Annotated in this window: 13 protein-coding genes and 1 pseudogene; 12 read left to right on the plus strand and 2 right to left on the minus strand. The window is 61.3% G+C overall.

Annotation, left to right across the window (positions count from 1 at the left end):
- Positions 1-71 precede the first annotated feature (71 nt).
- Together FHT28_RS28345 and FHT28_RS28350 are read left to right on the plus strand one after the other, a co-directional pair.
- Positions 72-1,292, plus strand: a complete 1,221-nt coding sequence (locus FHT28_RS28345; protein ID WP_168598015.1) for a helix-turn-helix domain-containing protein — start codon at positions 72-74, stop codon at positions 1,290-1,292.
- 47 nt (positions 1,293-1,339) lie between these two features.
- On the plus strand, positions 1,340-1,972 hold the full coding sequence (locus FHT28_RS28350; protein WP_168598016.1) for a PQQ-binding-like beta-propeller repeat protein: 633 nt from the start codon (positions 1,340-1,342) through the stop codon (positions 1,970-1,972).
- A 260-nt stretch (positions 1,973-2,232) separates the two neighbouring features.
- On the opposite strand, the gene FHT28_RS28355 is transcribed toward FHT28_RS28350, so the two are convergent.
- Complete coding sequence (locus FHT28_RS28355) at positions 2,233-3,252, minus strand: substrate-binding domain-containing protein (protein ID WP_168598017.1); 1,020 nt, start codon at positions 3,250-3,252, stop codon at positions 2,233-2,235.
- 107 nt (positions 3,253-3,359) lie between these two features.
- On the opposite strand from FHT28_RS28355, the gene FHT28_RS28360 reads away from it, so the two are divergent.
- From FHT28_RS28360 to FHT28_RS28380, 5 genes and pseudogenes are all read left to right on the plus strand, one after another.
- Complete coding sequence (locus FHT28_RS28360) at positions 3,360-4,553, plus strand: phytanoyl-CoA dioxygenase family protein (protein WP_168598018.1); 1,194 nt, start codon at positions 3,360-3,362, stop codon at positions 4,551-4,553.
- 7 nt (positions 4,554-4,560) lie between these two features.
- Positions 4,561-5,370, plus strand: coding sequence for an SDR family oxidoreductase (locus tag FHT28_RS28365; protein WP_168598019.1), 810 nt, complete (start codon positions 4,561-4,563; stop codon positions 5,368-5,370).
- A 432-nt stretch (positions 5,371-5,802) separates the two neighbouring features.
- Positions 5,803-6,639 carry a bifunctional allantoicase/(S)-ureidoglycine aminohydrolase gene (locus FHT28_RS28370; RefSeq protein ID WP_168598020.1) on the plus strand — a complete coding sequence of 279 codons (837 nt, stop codon included), beginning with the start codon at positions 5,803-5,805 and terminating at the stop codon, positions 6,637-6,639.
- Positions 6,640-6,912: 273 nt separating this feature from the next.
- Positions 6,913-7,065 (plus strand): hypothetical protein, encoded by a 153-nt coding sequence (locus FHT28_RS28375; protein ID WP_168597996.1) that lies wholly within the window; start codon positions 6,913-6,915, stop codon positions 7,063-7,065.
- Positions 7,066-7,194: 129 nt separating this feature from the next.
- Positions 7,195-7,302 (plus strand): annotated as a pseudogene (locus FHT28_RS28380) (S-adenosylmethionine--2-demethylmenaquinone methyltransferase); the annotation flags it as partial.
- A gap of 152 nt (positions 7,303-7,454) precedes the next feature.
- Here FHT28_RS28380 and FHT28_RS36910 read toward each other — a convergent pair.
- Positions 7,455-7,577, minus strand: coding sequence for a hypothetical protein (locus tag FHT28_RS36910; RefSeq protein ID WP_348645035.1), 123 nt, complete (start codon positions 7,575-7,577; stop codon positions 7,455-7,457).
- Between FHT28_RS36910 and FHT28_RS28385 the strand changes: the two genes are divergently transcribed.
- The 5 genes from FHT28_RS28385 to FHT28_RS28405 all read left to right on the plus strand — a co-directional run bounded on the left by FHT28_RS28385 (position 7,542) and on the right by FHT28_RS28405 (position 15,611).
- The gene (locus FHT28_RS28385) at positions 7,542-8,204 is read left to right on the plus strand and encodes an HAD family hydrolase (protein WP_348645034.1); all 663 of its coding nucleotides are present in this window, start codon (positions 7,542-7,544) and stop codon (positions 8,202-8,204) included. The two genes, FHT28_RS36910 and FHT28_RS28385, sit on opposite strands and share 36 nt — an antisense overlap.
- Before the next feature lie 424 nt (positions 8,205-8,628).
- Entirely contained in the window at positions 8,629-8,829 is a 201-nt protein-coding gene (locus FHT28_RS28390) for a hypothetical protein (RefSeq protein WP_168598022.1), read from the plus strand.
- A 301-nt stretch (positions 8,830-9,130) separates the two neighbouring features.
- Positions 9,131-10,045, plus strand: coding sequence for an AraC family transcriptional regulator (locus FHT28_RS28395; protein ID WP_047552493.1), 915 nt, complete (start codon positions 9,131-9,133; stop codon positions 10,043-10,045).
- A gap of 320 nt (positions 10,046-10,365) precedes the next feature.
- On the plus strand, positions 10,366-10,785 hold the full coding sequence (locus tag FHT28_RS28400) for a hypothetical protein (RefSeq protein WP_168598023.1): 420 nt from the start codon (positions 10,366-10,368) through the stop codon (positions 10,783-10,785).
- Positions 10,782-15,611, plus strand: coding sequence for a YadA-like family protein (locus FHT28_RS28405; protein ID WP_168598024.1), 4,830 nt, complete (start codon positions 10,782-10,784; stop codon positions 15,609-15,611). The genes FHT28_RS28400 and FHT28_RS28405 overlap by 4 nt, the downstream gene beginning before the upstream one ends.
- Positions 15,612-15,615 lie beyond the last annotated feature (4 nt).

A 15,615-nucleotide genomic window follows, 5' to 3' on the forward strand; every position in this document is an offset into this window, starting at 1 on the left:
TGCCGGCCGATGGGGAATAACTTACGGCTGGAAGCAGGACGGGTGGGAGTTACAAGTGTGACGGGATTTCGATGGACTCGCTGATCATCGCCGCCGCACAGGCGCTTGCGTCAGGCGATCCGCTGGGCGCGATGAAACGCGTGGCGCTGCGCGACGATGCACCGGCGCTGGCGCTTCGCGGCATTGCCATGGCGCAGCTCGGCGACCTAGTCCGCGCCAAGACGTTGCTGAAGAGCGCTGCGCGCGCCTTCGGCCCCCGCGAGGCGGTGGCCCGCGCCCGTTGCGTCGTAGCCGAGGCGGAGATTGCCCTCGTTTCGCGAGATCTCGGTTGGCCGGAAAAGACGCTGGAGACGGCGCGGGCCGTCCTCGACAAGCATGGCGACCGCATCAATGCCGCTCATGCCCGCAACCTGCAGATACGACGCCTGCTGCTTATCGGTCATCTCGACGAGGCCGAACGGATGCTCGCGAAACTTGATCCCTCGCCGCTACCGCCGGCCGCAAGGGCAAGCCATGAGCTTGCGGTTGCCGGTATCGCCATCCGCCGCCTTCGTACCGAGCAGGCCCGTGGTGCCCTGGCGCGAGCGGCGGAGGCAGCACGCAAGGCCGGCATTCCCGCGCTCACGATCGAAGTGCGCGACGCCGCGCGCGTTCTCGACGCACCGGCGGCCCGGCTGATCGTACACGGCAGGGAGCGCCTGCTTTCGCTCGGCGAGGTGGAGGCTCTGCTGTCCTCCGGAGCGCTGGTCGTCGACGCCTGCCGCAATGTCGTGCGCAGCGGCGGTGAAGTCGTGTCTTTGGCGAGTCGGCCGGTGCTGTTTACACTGGCGCGGGTGCTTGCCGAGGCTGCTCCCGCGGACGCGTCGCGCGCCGTGCTGCTTTCCCGCGCTTTCCACGCCCGCCATGCCGACGAATCCCACCGGGCACGGCTCAGGGTCGAGATCGGCAGGCTGCGCACTGCGTTGGAACCTTTTGCCGATATTGGCGCGACGACGCACGGCTTTGCGCTGACGCCGCATGGAAAACGCGATATCGTTGTGCTGGCGCCACCTGTCGAGGCGGAGCACGCCTCTCTGCTGGCGCTGCTCGCCGACGGCGAATCCTGGTCGAGTTCGGCGCTGGCGATCGCGCTGGCCACAAGTCCGCGCACGGTGCAGCGGGCGCTCGATGCACTGGCGGCCACCGGGCGGGTGCAAAGCATCGGCAATGGCCGCGCTTGTCGCTGGATGATGCCGCCGGTCGTCGGCTTCCCGACAACATTGTTACTCCCGGGACCACTGCCGAGCGACTAGGGTTGGAGCTGCCGAATTCAACAGATGCTGACCGGAGGATGGATACAATGAAAAAGTCTCAAGCTGAGGTCATTCGCGAATATGGCCCCTTCGAGAATGCGCCCCGCGTAAACGGCGTTACCTTCGACGGCCGGCATGTCTGGTTCGCCTCTGGCGAAAAGCTGCACGCCCTGGACCCAGAAAGCGGAGCGCAGGTGCGCTCGATCGACGTCGCCTCGCATGCGGGCACCGCTTTCGACGGGCGCTATCTCTACCAGATCGCCGAGGACCGGATTCACAAAATCGATCCCGAGAGCGGAAAGGTGCTCTCCACCATTCCCGCGCCCGGCAACGGCGGCGATTCGGGTCTCGCCTGGTGCGAGGGAAGCCTGTGGGTGGGCCAGCACCGCGGCCGCAAGATCCACGAAATCGACCCCGAAACCGGTGCTATCAGGCGCACCATCGAATCCAACCGTATCGTTACGGGTGTCACATGGGTCGATGGCGAGTTGTGGCACGGCACCTGGGACGGCGGCGAAAGCGACGTTCGCCGCATCGATCCGATGACGGGCGAAGTGCTGGAACGGCTGGAAATGCCTGAGGGCACCGGCGTCTCTGGCCTCGAATCCAACGGCGGCGACCTCTTTTTCGCCGGTGGCGGCGGCAGCGGTAAAGTGCGAGCGATCCGCCGCCCGCGTTGAGGGATATGCTGCGGCGTTTCTGCACATGCTTGCTTATTTGTATCGATGGCAAATTGGTCACGTTGGGCACACCGCTTCGTCTGCGTCTTTGAGCTGCCGTTAAGGGCGTCGATAGTCGTGGCGAACGCGCATCGCGCAGAGGCAACCCGCGCACGAAATGACAGTTGCAGAAATCGAACCAACACCTCGCCAATCCGCGCGCTCTTTCTTTCCCGTGCCGATCAGCTAACGAAGTCATTGTGTCTTCGTCAATCTGCGTGTCAGTGCGAGGGATCAAAGGGCGTTGCGATCGCAACCCGCGACTGCGCCACCTGGAAATCGGCCGGCAGCATCCGGTGATAGGCAAGCACGAGCTGGCAAGCGCTGCGCGCGTCGTGCCGCAGATCGTGATGAATCACGAAGGCAATGTCGCCAGCGGCCAGAAGCTTGATATTGTCTTGATCGAGATCGTGAGCCGCAAAGACCGTGCATTCGCGCCGGGCCTCGGTGAAGGCTTTCAATATGGCGCGATTGCCGCCGCCGATCGAGTAAACTGCGCGAATGTCCGGTTCCTGTTCCAGCGCATCGCGAACGAGCAGTTCTGTCGTGCGATCGACGCCGAAACCTTCGGAGATCCGCGCGACGGACAGCCAGGGAAATCGTTCGGCGAGCACATTGCGGAATCCCTGTTCGCGCTCGTCTTCGCCGGCAAAGAGCCTGCTCGACAGTGTCACCAGCACCCTGCCCGTCCGCCCTCCCGCCATGCGCCCGAGCAGATAGGCCGCCGTCGCACCCGCCACCCGGTTGTCCATGCCGACATAGCCAATCCGGGAGCTTGCCGGCAGATCGGTCACCAGCGTGACGACCGGAATTTTTGCCGCCATGAGCTGAGCAGCAAGCTCGGCAATCGCCGGCGTCGAAGCGGCCTTCAGGACGACACCATGGCTCCCGCGCCGGCGTATGGCGTGCAGGATGGACAGCAATTCCTGCTCGCTCATCGTCTCGGCGACGTGAAATCGTGCGGAAAACGAAGCGGGACGCATGCCGGGCAGCTCGGCCTCGAATGCTTCGCGTACCGCCGTGGAAAAGCGCTGAGGCGTGTCCATCACGACAACGATGACGAAGCGCCGCCCGGCGAGGCCCGATTGTAGATACTGCCGTTCCAGTTCGGAAATTGCCGCCGCGACCCGCGCTCGCGTGACGGCGCGAACGCCCGCTCGTTCATGCATCACCCGGTCGACGGTCGCCAGACTGAGGCCGGCCTGCAAGGCGATATCCTTCAGTGGAAAGCGTGATGTCACCGGTTTTCCCTTTGAGGTGTTTTTGAGGGCTTTTCTGCCTTTCTCATAGGCCGGGCGGATATTACGATCAATGCATAAGTCCAACACCACTTCGGGAGGAGATCACCATGGACACTCAGACGCTCGCCAGCCGGCGCAGCCGGAAAGTTTGGCTTTCGGCCGATTGCGGCAGCTTCGATCATTTCAGGACTTTGGTCGAAAAGACTGCTGACCCGGCAGACTGGCCCTTTGCCGACGGAATCGAGAAGAACATCCTCATCTATGATGGCGAGAAGGTCCGGAACGCCGCAGGAGATGAACATGATCGCCGCGTGCTGATGGCTGAATGGGTCGAAGCATTCACCTCCGGTCCCGGCATCATCGCCATCAAGAATGCCATGCCCGACGGTGCGGTTGTCGATCGTGCCACTGCCGTGTTCGATGCAATCGTCCGCGACGAGCGCGAGAAAGGCAAGGGCGCGGGCGACCACTTTGCCAAGCCCGGCGCCAATGACCGCATTTGGAACTCGCTTGAGAAGCACTGCCTGGCGGATCCGGAGAATTTCGCCCGCTACTATGCCTCCACCGCCGTCGCCATGGTATCGGAAGCCTGGCTGGGCGCCGGCTACCAGATGACCGCGCAGATGAACCGGGTCAATCCAGGCGGCACCGCGCAGAAGCCGCATCGCGACTACCACCTCGGCTTCATGACGCCCCAGCAGATGCAGGCCTATCCCGGACATATCCACGCCGTTTCGCCTCTGCTCACCCTGCAAGGAGCCGTCGCGCATTGCGACATGCCGCTCGAAAGCGGACCGACGCTGTTTCTGCCCTATTCTCAGACGTTCTTCGAAGGCTACATCGCCTTCGGCCGTCCGGAGTTCCAGGCGCACTTCGCGGAGCACCATGTGCAGCTGCCGCTGCAGAAGGGCGATGCCGTCTTCTTCAATCCAGCGGTCATGCATGGCGCCGGCAACAATGTCTCAAAGGACATCTACCGCATGGCAAATCTCCTGCAGGTGTCATCGGCATTCGGACGGGCAATGGAAAGCATCAATCGGAACCGGATGTCGGTCACAGTCTATCCTGCGTTGCTCGCCGCGCTTGAGGCAGGCGCGCTGAACCGCGCCGAGGCGGCCAATGTGATCGCATCGACGGCCGAAGGCTATGCCTTCCCCACCAATCTCGACGGCGATCCGCCGGTCGGAGGCCTTGCACCGAAAACGCAGGCTCAGATCATGGCCGAGGCGATCGACGCCAAGGTAGATGCTGGGCGCTTTGCGGAGCTGATCGCGGCTCACGCGGCACGCAGGGAGGCGTGAGGGTCCGATGAATCGTCTGGATGGAAAATTTGCCGTCGTCACCGGTGGCACGCAGGGGCTGGGTGCGGAAGTCGCACGTCTTTTTGCCGAGCGCGGCGCTGCGGGGATTACGATCTGCGGCCGCAGCACCGCCAAGGGCGAGGCCAAGGCACGGGAGATCGGTGACCGATATGGCACGCCGGTCGTCTTCGTCGCAGCCGATCTCGGCCGGGTTGAGGATTGCCGCAAGGTCATAGACACAGCGGCCGAGCGGTTCGGCCGGATCGACGCCCTGGTCAATGTTGCGGCGATTACCGATCGAGGCACTATTCTCGATACCGATCCGGAGCTGTTCGACCGGATCTTCGCAGTCAATGTGCGTGCGCCGTTCTTTCTGATGCAGGACGCGATCAAGAACATGATCGCCAATGGCATCGAGGGCACGATCGTCAACATCTCCTCGATGTCGTCGATGGCCGGGCAGCCCTTCATCAGCGCCTATTGCTCGTCCAAGGGTGCGCTCGACACGCTGACCCGCAACACTGCCTTCGCGCTGTTGAGAAACCGGATCAGGGTCAATGCGCTCAATATCGGCTGGATGGCAAGCGATGGTGAAGACCGCATCCAACGGGAGTATCATGGCGCCGACGACGACTGGTTGGCGAAGGCGGCTGCCAATCAACCATTCGGCCGGCTTGTCGAGCCGGCCGAGGTTGCTCGCGCCGTCGCCTATCTGTCTTCCGGGGAATCCGGTCTGATGACCGGCGCTACCATCAATCTGGATCAATCGATCTGGGGCGCCTATGAAGATACACCGCATCCGAGGGAGGCGATTTAAGGCAGGGCGGCTGGCGGGGGATGTTCCCGCACCGACGATGAGCAGCGGCGTCAATTGGCGCTGAGCCCGAGGCTTGCTTTGTACCGAACCCCCAGGAGGCGATCTACTTCGATACGCCTTCCATCCGATGTTCTGAAAAGGCGGGTTAGCGAAAACGAATTCGCCGCCCTCGACGCCTGTGAGAATCTTGATAAATATTCCCGCCGACTTCGAAGTACGGCGATTCACCACCTTCAGTTCCTGATTGAGCGCGGCAGCACGAAAGATCCGGTGGAACGATGGGAGGATATTGTCCCACATCCGGAGTAGTCTTGTGCATGGAAGCTTGCAGGTGTCCCCGGATATCCTTGTTAAGGCTTTGACACCATCTAATATGGAGGCGGAGGCGAATGCCGCAGCCTCCCGGAACTCTGAGAACGAAGGGCCCAGACGATGCAAAGAAACTACTACTCTTCCCTTGGCGGCCATCCGCCGCAAAGTGATCTCCTGACAGGAAGAGCTGTATTCACGGAGGCCTATGCGGTCATCCCAAAGGGGGTGATGCAGGACATCGTCACCAGCTTCCTGCCCTTCTGGAACGACACGCGCTGTTGGGTGATTGCCCGCCCGCTCTCCGGCTTCGCCGAAACCTTTTCCCAATATGTCATGGAAGTGGCGCCGGGCGGCGGTAGCGACCGCCCGGAGCAGGATCCTGAAGCCGAAGGCGTGCTCTTCGTCGTCGATGGCGAGGTTGAACTGACGCTGCCGGCCGGCAAGCACATTCTCCAGCCGGGCGGTTATGCCTTCCTGCCGCCGGGCCTGACGTGGTCGCTGCACAACCGCAGCACCGCCCATGCCCGCTTCCACTGGATCCGCAAGGCCTATGAGGCCGTCGAAGGGCTGGATCATCCCGAACTGCTTATCCTCGACGAGAAGGATATCACGCCGTCCACCATGCCCGGCACGGAAGGGCGCTGGGCGACGACCCGTTTCGTAGATCCTTCCGATCTCCGCCACGATATGCATGTAACGATCGTCACCCTCCAGCCCGGTGCCGTCATTCCCTTCGCGGAAACCCATGTCATGGAGCACGGCCTCTACGTGCTGGAAGGCAAGGCCGTCTATCGCCTGAACCAGGACTGGGTGGAAGTGGAAGCCGGCGACTTCATGTGGCTGCGCGCCTTCTGCCCGCAGGCTTGCTATGCCGGAGGCCCCGGCCCGTTCCGCTACCTGCTCTACAAGGACGTCAACCGCCACATGACGCTCCGCCCCTTCGGTTCGCGCCGTTAGGCTCGATGCTATCTTCAGCATCCCGCGCCCTTCCGGCGCGGGTTTTTGTTTGTTCAGCGGGTTGGCTGCATTGCCGAAATCTTCGCATTGCCGGCTGCCGGCTGTACCGCCGGTCCTTAGCCGGAGATGACGCTCCATTGAAACTTTGTTTGCCCCCATCATGCGGGGCGTTGTGTAACTATCCTGATCGCTTCGACTGGCCGGCCGTGCCTTGCGCTCGCTTCCAGCCTGGCGCGGGGAGGCAGTTCGAACGCCGTGTATGGTGGAGAGATCATGGATCTGCAAAAGATCAAAACGCTGATCGAATTCGTCGGTCGGTCGCGAATTTCCGAGCTGGTGGTGAGCCAGGACGGGACGACGGTGCGAATCTCGAACAGCATTTCCAGGCGGGCAGCCGCTGCGGACAATCCGGGTGTTGCGCGATAACAGCCTGTTCAGCCATCTGTCGTAACGGATGCCGTCTAGCCCGAAGGCGACAAGGCTGGCCAAACGGTGATCGCGCCTGTTTTCGGATTGCTGCATCGTTCGCCAAGCCCTGGTGCGCCGCCGTTCGTCGACGTGAAAGCGGGCTACATCGCGGCATACAAGGCCGGAAAGTCAGTGGTGGAAGTCAGCAATCTCGAAGCCGTTTTGAAGGCCAAGGGATTGGTGATCGAAAGTTGACAACGAAAGCGGCATAGGCTTCCGGCAGACGAGCCCGAGTAATCGTCTACGCTTACGATGATGCTCCGCATCGCCGATGCCGTTCTGATGAAAGTGCGCCTTCGCATAGATCCAGGCGCGCTTTCAGCCTCGCGCTTGAATATTCGGTAAGATCAAAGCGATATGGTCGTCACATCTTCTCGAATGAATTTCGCTCCCGGAAAGACGTCATGACCAATCGCCCGCTGGCCGTATTCGATATCGATGGCACTCTTTCCGACAGCGTCCCCCTTCACCAGACGGCGTTCCTCTCGGTCATGGAAGGCTTTTCCTTCCCTTCACTCAACCGGGATTGGGCGAGCTACACGCATCATACCGATACAGCCATCTTCGAAGAAGCGTGGTCCTCTGCTTACGGCAGGCGGCCATCGCTGGAGGAGCGCGCCCAGTTCCATATTCGGTTGGAAAGCGAATTCGAAGAGATTGGCCGGGGGCGGATCATTGCCGAAATTGCTGGTGCGGCCGCCTTTGTCGAACATCTGAGAAATGCGGGTTGGGCTGTTGCCTTCGCGACAGGTGGGCTGCGCAAAATGTCACGAAGAAAACTGACCGCGATCGGTGTCAAGTTTGCGGATGATTTGCTCGTGACCGCTTCCGAATATGTGACACGGGAAGAACTGGTCGTGCAGGCGATCGAAGCAGCTCGAATACATTACGCCTTCACCCCAGGCCGGGTTGTCTCGATCGGTGACGGAATTTGGGACCTGAAGACTGCCGCGGCCCTGGGGTTGCACTTCCTCGGCGTAGGAACAGGCTCAAAGGCGGAAATCCTCGCAAGCGCGGGCGCAACCGTGGTATCGGACTTTCGGGACAGAGCCGCAGCGACAGCCTCTTTGCAGCAATGTGGATTGGCGCAGTATTAAGGCCCCTTGGACGCGTCAGGCTCTCCCAAGGCGGCCCTCATAGGTCGTAACAATCATAAAGATCCGTCCGGAAGGGAAGCCGCAGGCTCTTGGTCGCGCCTGCTCGTCATTCATGCCGGTCGCTTTCGCGTGCGTTCAGCGCAGGCACGCCGAAAACAACCTAGACAAGTGTGATGTGATCGGGATCAAGGCCGTTTTGTTGATTCGTAGAACGTTCAGCAAAAATGCTATCATAACAGTACTTAAAACAAGCCACCCCATGAAGCGTTAAGTCATACTTTAAGGCGGCCCTGACCCACGTTGCTGCGGTGAAGCATAGAACTGCGGTGATCTGGAGCCACCCTTCAAGGATTCTACGTTTCTTGCTTTATTTATCTTGTGTAGTGAATATGGTAACCGACATATTGATTGCGTGGGAGCATTGATGGTGAAGTTCAACTTCGGTGAACCTCCGGCGGATGAAGCCGCTGCCGACATCTCGACCGAGTGCCAGCGCCAATTGCGGCCTCTCGTCGATAAAATTATCCAAGCAGCGGTTGCGGCCGGGTGGAATCAGAAAGATGTTCTTTTGGCCTTGGCGGACCTGGCATGGGATCTCTATGAGGACCGTCGCGGTGATCTGTAACCAGAGGCTCTTGCGGTGAGATAGGAAGCTCGATCTCAATCTGGAGAGCGATCGGCCGGCTGGCACCACGTCCAGGCACTATCGACGAAAGGTGCAAACAACCGATTCTTTCTTTTGCTTCACACACATTTCCGCCTTCACAATTAACTGTTCTGTCCTATCTAAACTCCGCGCGTTCAGCTGATTTTTGGCGGCGCTGTGCGGCAAGTGGGGTTGGGAAAAGAAGGGACGTCAAGCAACGCTTGGAGTCCTGCCTGCTGGTTCGTGCATAGATGATTTCGTTCGGGCGGGGCGATACAGAATGAGAGATACGCAAGAGCCTCGGGAGCGAGGCGCTTACGGTGATGTTGATCGTGGGCTGGCGGAACGATATGTCTTCGATATAATTCCGGAAAGCGCAGGTCCGAGAAAGGCCACCATGCGAGGGAGCGTGATACACTCCATTCGCAGCCCCGGATCGCAGAAGTTCCTGGCCAAGGAGCATTCTGTAGGAATTGTGCTGGCGCCCGCGCGCAAGTTGAGAGCCTCGCTCGGTAGCGACAAAATTACGGAGTACGATGCGCCGGTCGGCTGTATCGCCATTAATCCTGCGGGCGTCGATAGTAGCCTCTCCTGGTTGGCGACCAGAAAAAATCTCGTCGTAGCTATACCTCCCGAAGTGCTGTCCGAGTTAGCTCTTCATGAGTTCGATCTCGCCGATGTAGAGCTTGAGCCGCCTGCTTTCGGTACGGTCGATCTCTGGGCGCTCAATATAGCCCAGAGGGTCTCCGGCGAGCTGACTGAGAAAGCACGTCCGAATGAGCTCTATCTGGACTCGTTGGTGACGCTGTTCGGTATTCATCTGCTTCGCACTTATACAAGCCGCAAGAAGCAGTCTGCGTCACCCAAGGGCGGGCTCTCCGCCCATAGCGCTCGACGTGTTCAAGAATACCTCATGGAACATCTTACGCAAAAGGTACATATCGCCGAGCTCGCGTCGGTAGCGGGAATTTCACCGAATCACTTCATAGTGAGGTTCGCCAAGACGTTTGGAGTGCCGCCGCATCGCTACCTGATTAACCTGCGCTTGGATTTTGCGGAAAAACTGCTTGTCGATAGTGAGTTCGCGATTACCGAAGTCGCCTACATGGCCGGATTTTCGGATCAAAGCCATTTGGCCGCCACCATGAAGAAGTACAGGGGAAGAACGCCGACCGAGCTACGATTTTCAAGGTAATCGGTCCTGGCTCTGGTGGAATTCGCTATTTTGAGCAGGTCCGCTCATGGCTATATGGGCGCGACGCCATTCGTTCCGCCCGCGTCTACACTGAAAAATCATTCATCTGGTGGCGTGCTTGTGGTTCGTCGGCCGACGCTCGACACCGGTGCGCTATGGTCCAATGAAAAGCGGAGCAGGCCGAATTGAGTGTGGCAAAGCGGACACACTTACTGTTCGCCGAGTAAAGACCGGAATTTCTTATAAACAGTCCGTAGTTTTCTAAAATACCACCACCGCAAATATGGCCAAACTCGCTATGGTATTAATTCGGTGGGCTTATGGACATTCAATTCCCTGAATTTGAAATCTTTGCTCCGAAGATCGAGGTAGCCTGGACTGCCTTGCAAGATCGATATGCCAGCCGCCTGACCGGCGCGGAGGTCGATTATCTATTTGCCTGCCTCGTCTTCGGTTTGACCTCTCCGGCCTATGGGGAAGGGGAGCCGCTATTCCATTTCGATGTCTGCCGCGCCCTGGTGACGATGAAGCTCCCCCCTGATCGGGCCGAGGCTGCCTTGTATTCCGTTCCGGAGCTGACGCAGCCATGGGCCGATACTGTCCGTGAACAGCTCGAAAGTCAGGCCGCCAAAATGGGTCGCGCGCTTCTGCAAGCGCATAATTTCAACGACGATGCAGCCGCCGATGCGGGTTCACGCGTGCTTAGTCGTCCAGATAGCAGCGAGGAGAAAGCAGCATGAGCAAGTGCGTTGGGGAACATCTGCAGACCAAATCGCGTAACGGATTTGCACGAAGCTGGATTTCGGGCGGTGATGGCAATCGCATGGGTCGCCGCCGACTGATGGCGGTGCTGCGGATGGCATCTCGCGTGCTCGGCTTCAAGCGGAGCCGTCTGGGGCACGGGATGCTGGGTATTGGTGGAGCGGTGGCACTGGGTGCGATCGCATTCGGGGGCATTGCCACACCGGCTCTGGCGCAGTATGCCGCCGGCGGTGGAACCGCGACAGGCGGCAACTCCGTCGCCATCGGTAACAGTACCCAAGCGAATGGTGCGAACAGCGTGGCGTTGGGCACCTCTAATAGCGCAACGGGCGATGCTTCGATCGCCATCGGCTATTCGATGAGTGTCAATGGCCTCAATTCCATAGGCATAGGCGTCTTCGCGGGCGCGACCGGCGTCAACGCGCTCGCCATAGGCGGGAACGCCAAAGCTACTGCGGACGGAGCAAGCTCCATTGGCGTCAACTCGGTCGCAGCCGCTGGCGCGGCCGCCTTTGGCCTGAACGCGCGTGCCGACGGCACGAACTCGACGGCAATCGGCTATGTTACCCGGGCAACCGGGCTGCGCGCTACTGCGCTCGGGTTCGGGGCAACCGCGTCCGGACTGGATTCGATTGCCCAAGGTAATAGCGCTACCGCAAGCAACCAGAACTCCATAGCCATTGGCTTCGGAGCGACCGCGACTGCGATCAATGCCGTCAACCTTGGTAACCGAACTGTTGCGGGAATGGGCGCTCTTCAAGAGAGCTCCATCGCCATCGGCACGGATGTATTGGCCTCTCAAGTCGACGCCACCGCGATCGGCCGCCAAAGCCAGGCCACGGGCACGAGCGCCATTGCCCTCGGCAAGACAGCGGCCGCATCGGGAACCAACTCACTCGCCATCGGCCCGACCACCGTTGCGTCGGGAGCCTTCGGGGTTGCCTTGGGTAACCAGTCGCAGGCGCTCGCTGCCGGTGGGGCTGTCGCAATAGGTTCGGGCGCAATCGTTGCCGCCACCGGAACCTCGAGCGTCGCGCTCGGCAACAATGCAAATGCCGCAGGCGTTTCATCGGTTGCCGCGGGCGCTGGTGCCAGCGCGAGCGGAGATAATTCGACTGCCACAGGACCTACTGCTCTCGCCAGTGGCACGAACGCCTCCGCATACGGTTCTGGAACGAAGGCGACGGGCAACAATTCTCTCGCTGCCGGCGTCAGCGCCAACGCCGGTGGAATCGCCAGTACCGCACTCGGTATCGGCACCGTGGTTAGCGGCGACAACTCCGCAGCCGTGGGCTTCCAGGCCAGCGTAACGGGAGCGAATTCGTCCGCGATTGGTTCTGAAGCCAAGGCCGCTGGCAACCGTGCGTTCGCGGCGGGCCGTATCGCCAATGCCGGAGGGGATGACTCGACCGCCATTGGCACGTCGGCCGTCGCGACAGCAGCAGCTTCGACCGCGCTCGGTTCGGGCGCGGTGTCACAAGGCGTGAACGCGATCGCCATCGGCACCGCCGCCGGCTCGCTCAGCGACGATTCCGTTGCTATCGGCACGGGCGCGATCGCCGATGGCGGTCAGGCCGTCGCAATCGGCTACGGCAATTCCGCTTACGGCGACGGCGCGGTCGCGATCGGTGATCCAAGCTATGCCAGCGGCGCCGGCGCCTTCACCGGCGGCGCCAACAACATCGCCAACAGCGATGGAACGGCAAGTGCCAGCGCCGCCAACCAGGCGGCCGGCGCAGTCGCGATCGGTAACAACAACAAGGCGATCGGGCAGGGCTCCGTGGCGCTGGGCAATGGCTCCACCGCAGGCGCATCCGGTTTCGTCGGCAACATCGCATTGGGCAATGGCGCGACGGCGGCCGCGAGCTCCGGCGACGTGGCGCTCGGCTCGGGCTCGGTGACCGCGGTCGCGGTCGGTACGCCCAATGCAGTGATCAATGGCGTCACCTATTCGGGCTTCGCAGGTACCACGCCGGGCTCGACGATCAGCGTCGGCGCGGTCGGGGCGGAACGGACCATCACCAACGTCGCGGCCGGGCGGATCAACAACAGCTCGACCGATGCGATCAACGGCTCGCAGCTCTACAGCGTTGCCAATACGCTCTCGGGCCAGATCACCGCGAGTGCGACTCACGACTATAGCGTCAACAGCACGGCGCCGGGAACCGACACCAACTACAACAACGCCGGGGCCACCGGCGCCAACGCGCTTGCTGCTGGCGTCAGTGCGAGTGCCGCCGGCGCGAACGGTGTTGCGGTCGGCACCGGTGCCGCGGCACGGGCGTCATCCGACACGGCGCTCGGTTCGGGCGCGCTTGCCGCGTCGCTCAGCAATTCGCCGCAGACCGGGGCGGTTGCCATTGGTGCGGGGCAGGCCACGAATGATGGTGCCATCGCGATCGGCAACGCCTTTGGCGGCGGTCCGAAGGCATCCGGTCGTGATTCGATTGCTCTCGGCACCGCCGCGACCGCCGGCAACGCCGGCGATGTCGCGCTGGGTTCCGGCTCGGTGACCGCCGTAGCGGTCGGCACGGCCAGCACCGTGATCGGCACCACTACCTATAATTTCGCCGGTACGACACCCTCCTCGACAGTGAGTATCGGGGCGGTGGGCGCTGAGCGCACCATCACCAATGTTGCGGCGGGCCGCCTCAACAATGGTTCGACAGATGCGATCAACGGTTCGCAGCTCTTTGCCACCAACCAGCAGGTGACGCAGAACACAACCGACATTACGACCATCAACGGCAATCTGACCAATCTCGGCAATACGATCAACAATATCGCCGGTGACACATCGACGACCTATACGGATGCGAATGGTAAGGGCATCCGATATGTGCGCACCAATGACAGCACGCTTGCCGTCAGCGATTCCTCCGCTCAGGGCGTCGGCTCCACCGCGGTCGGATATAACGCTACCGCTGTAGCCGACAGTTCGCTCGCGCTTGGACGGGCCAGCCAGGCGACCATCGACGGTGGGGTCGCCCTCGGCTCCGGATCGATTTCCGATCGCACCCTGGCGCCGACCACTGGCCAGATCGCGGCCGGTCCCACGAACTTCATTCAATACAATACGACCGATAAAACACTTTTGGGCGCAGTATCGGTCGGCTCGAGCACGTCCTACAGGCAAATCATCAACGTCGCTGACGGCACCAACGCTCAGGATGCCGTCACGGTTCGACAGCTCCAAGGCGCCATCGCTTCGGTCGCAACGACGCCGAGCAAATACTTCCATGCGAACTCGGCCGCCGGCGATTCCCTCGCCGTCGGCGCCGAGTCGGTGGCGGTAGGCCCGACCACGGTGGTCAATGGGGACAACGGCATCGGTATCGGCAACGGTGCCATCGTTGATCAGGTGGCACCCGGCGGAACGGCAATCGGCCAGAACGCCCACGTCATGCTGGCTGACGGCGTGGCTCTCGGCACGAATTCGACCGCAGCGGGCATTCAATCGGTCGCGCTCGGCGCTGGTGCGCAAAGCAACAACATCAATAGCGTTGCGCTCGGCGCGCAATCGATAACCACCGTCGGCGCCGAGACGAACTACACGGCTTACGCTCTTGCGAGCCCGCAGACCTCGGTCGGCGAGGTATCGATCGGCTCGGCGGGAGCGGAGCGCAAGTTGACGAATCTTGCCGCCGGTTCGGCAAATACGGATGCGGTCAACGTCTCGCAGTTGCGAGGCGTCTCGCAGAATGTCGCCAATCTCTTCGGTGGCACCACAGTGGTCAATCCCGATGGCTCGATCACCGGTCCGACTTACAACGTCCAGGGCAACAGCTATTCGACCGTCTATGACGCCTTCGGCGCGGTCGACAGCACGCTGACCAACATCACCAATGGCGGCGGGATCAAGTATTTCCATGCCAATTCGACGCTGGCGGACTCTCAGGCCTCCGGCACTGATAGCGTCTCGATCGGCCCGGAAAGCGTCGCCAGCGGAACGAACAGCCTGGCGGCCGGACATGGAGCCACCGCCGTGGGACAGGGGGCTGTTGCCCTCGGCCAGGGCGCGCAGGCCAACAATGCCAGTGATGTGGCGTTGGGCTCCGGTTCCGTAACACAAGCGGCTGTCGGCACGTCCGGAACGACCATTCAAGGACAGCATTACGATTTTGCCGGGACCACGCCTGTCGGTACCGTCAGCGTTGGTGCTCAAGGCGCGGAGCGGACCATAACCAATGTCGCGGCAGGCCGCATTTCGGCTGACAGCACGGACGCCATAAACGGATCGCAGCTTTATGCCACCAATTCGGCGGTTGAAAGTCTGCAGACCGGTGTTGGAACTATCACCAAAAATGCCGTCACATATGACCTCAATCCCGACGGCAGCAAGAAGAACAGCATCACGCTGCAGGGTGGTGACGTGAATGCGCCGGTGGTCATCTCCAACGTCGGCAAGGGCGTCGCCCCCACGGATGCCGTGAATGTTGCCCAATTGGGCGATAGCGTCACTCAGGTCAAATCGTATGCGGACACCGCTGCCGCCAACACGTTGACTGCGGCCAACAACTATACGGACCAGAAATTCGGTCGGCTGAACCAGGAGCTTGGCGACGTACGCTCGGAGGCAAGGCAGGCGGCCGCGATAGGGCTTGCCGCGGCATCGCTTCGTTATGACGATCGTCCGGGCAAGGTAAGCGTGGCGGTCGGCGGCGGCCTGTGGCGGGGAGAAGGTGCCCTGGCCTTCGGCGCAGGCTACACCAGTGAAAACGGTCGAGTTCGAGGGAATTTGTCTGGTACGGCAGCCGGCGGGCAAGTCGGTATCGGCGCCGGTCTCAGCGTCACTTTGAATTGAGTCC

Source organism: Rhizobium sp. SG570, assembly GCF_012275345.1.
GTDB lineage: Bacteria > Pseudomonadota > Alphaproteobacteria > Rhizobiales > Rhizobiaceae > Rhizobium > Rhizobium lusitanum.

What these genes read in the sequence shown, in the direction of transcription:
- FHT28_RS28360 (WP_168598018.1), top strand. Translation starts at nt 3,360, where the DNA reads ATGGACACTCAGACGCTCGCCAGCCGGCGCAGCCGGAAAGTTTGGCTT.
- FHT28_RS28400 (WP_168598023.1), top strand. Translation starts at nt 10,366, where the DNA reads ATGGACATTCAATTCCCTGAATTTGAAATCTTTGCTCCGAAGATCGAG.
- FHT28_RS28365 (WP_168598019.1), top strand. Translation starts at nt 4,561, where the DNA reads ATGAATCGTCTGGATGGAAAATTTGCCGTCGTCACCGGTGGCACGCAG.
- FHT28_RS28375 (WP_168597996.1), top strand. Translation starts at nt 6,913, where the DNA reads ATGGATCTGCAAAAGATCAAAACGCTGATCGAATTCGTCGGTCGGTCG.
- FHT28_RS28345 (WP_168598015.1), top strand. Translation starts at nt 72, where the DNA reads ATGGACTCGCTGATCATCGCCGCCGCACAGGCGCTTGCGTCAGGCGAT.
- FHT28_RS28395 (WP_047552493.1), top strand. Translation starts at nt 9,131, where the DNA reads ATGAGAGATACGCAAGAGCCTCGGGAGCGAGGCGCTTACGGTGATGTT.
- FHT28_RS28405 (WP_168598024.1), top strand. Translation starts at nt 10,782, where the DNA reads ATGAGCAAGTGCGTTGGGGAACATCTGCAGACCAAATCGCGTAACGGA.
- FHT28_RS28390 (WP_168598022.1), top strand. Translation starts at nt 8,629, where the DNA reads ATGGTGAAGTTCAACTTCGGTGAACCTCCGGCGGATGAAGCCGCTGCC.
- FHT28_RS28370 (WP_168598020.1), top strand. Translation starts at nt 5,803, where the DNA reads ATGCAAAGAAACTACTACTCTTCCCTTGGCGGCCATCCGCCGCAAAGT.
- FHT28_RS28350 (WP_168598016.1), top strand. Translation starts at nt 1,340, where the DNA reads ATGAAAAAGTCTCAAGCTGAGGTCATTCGCGAATATGGCCCCTTCGAG.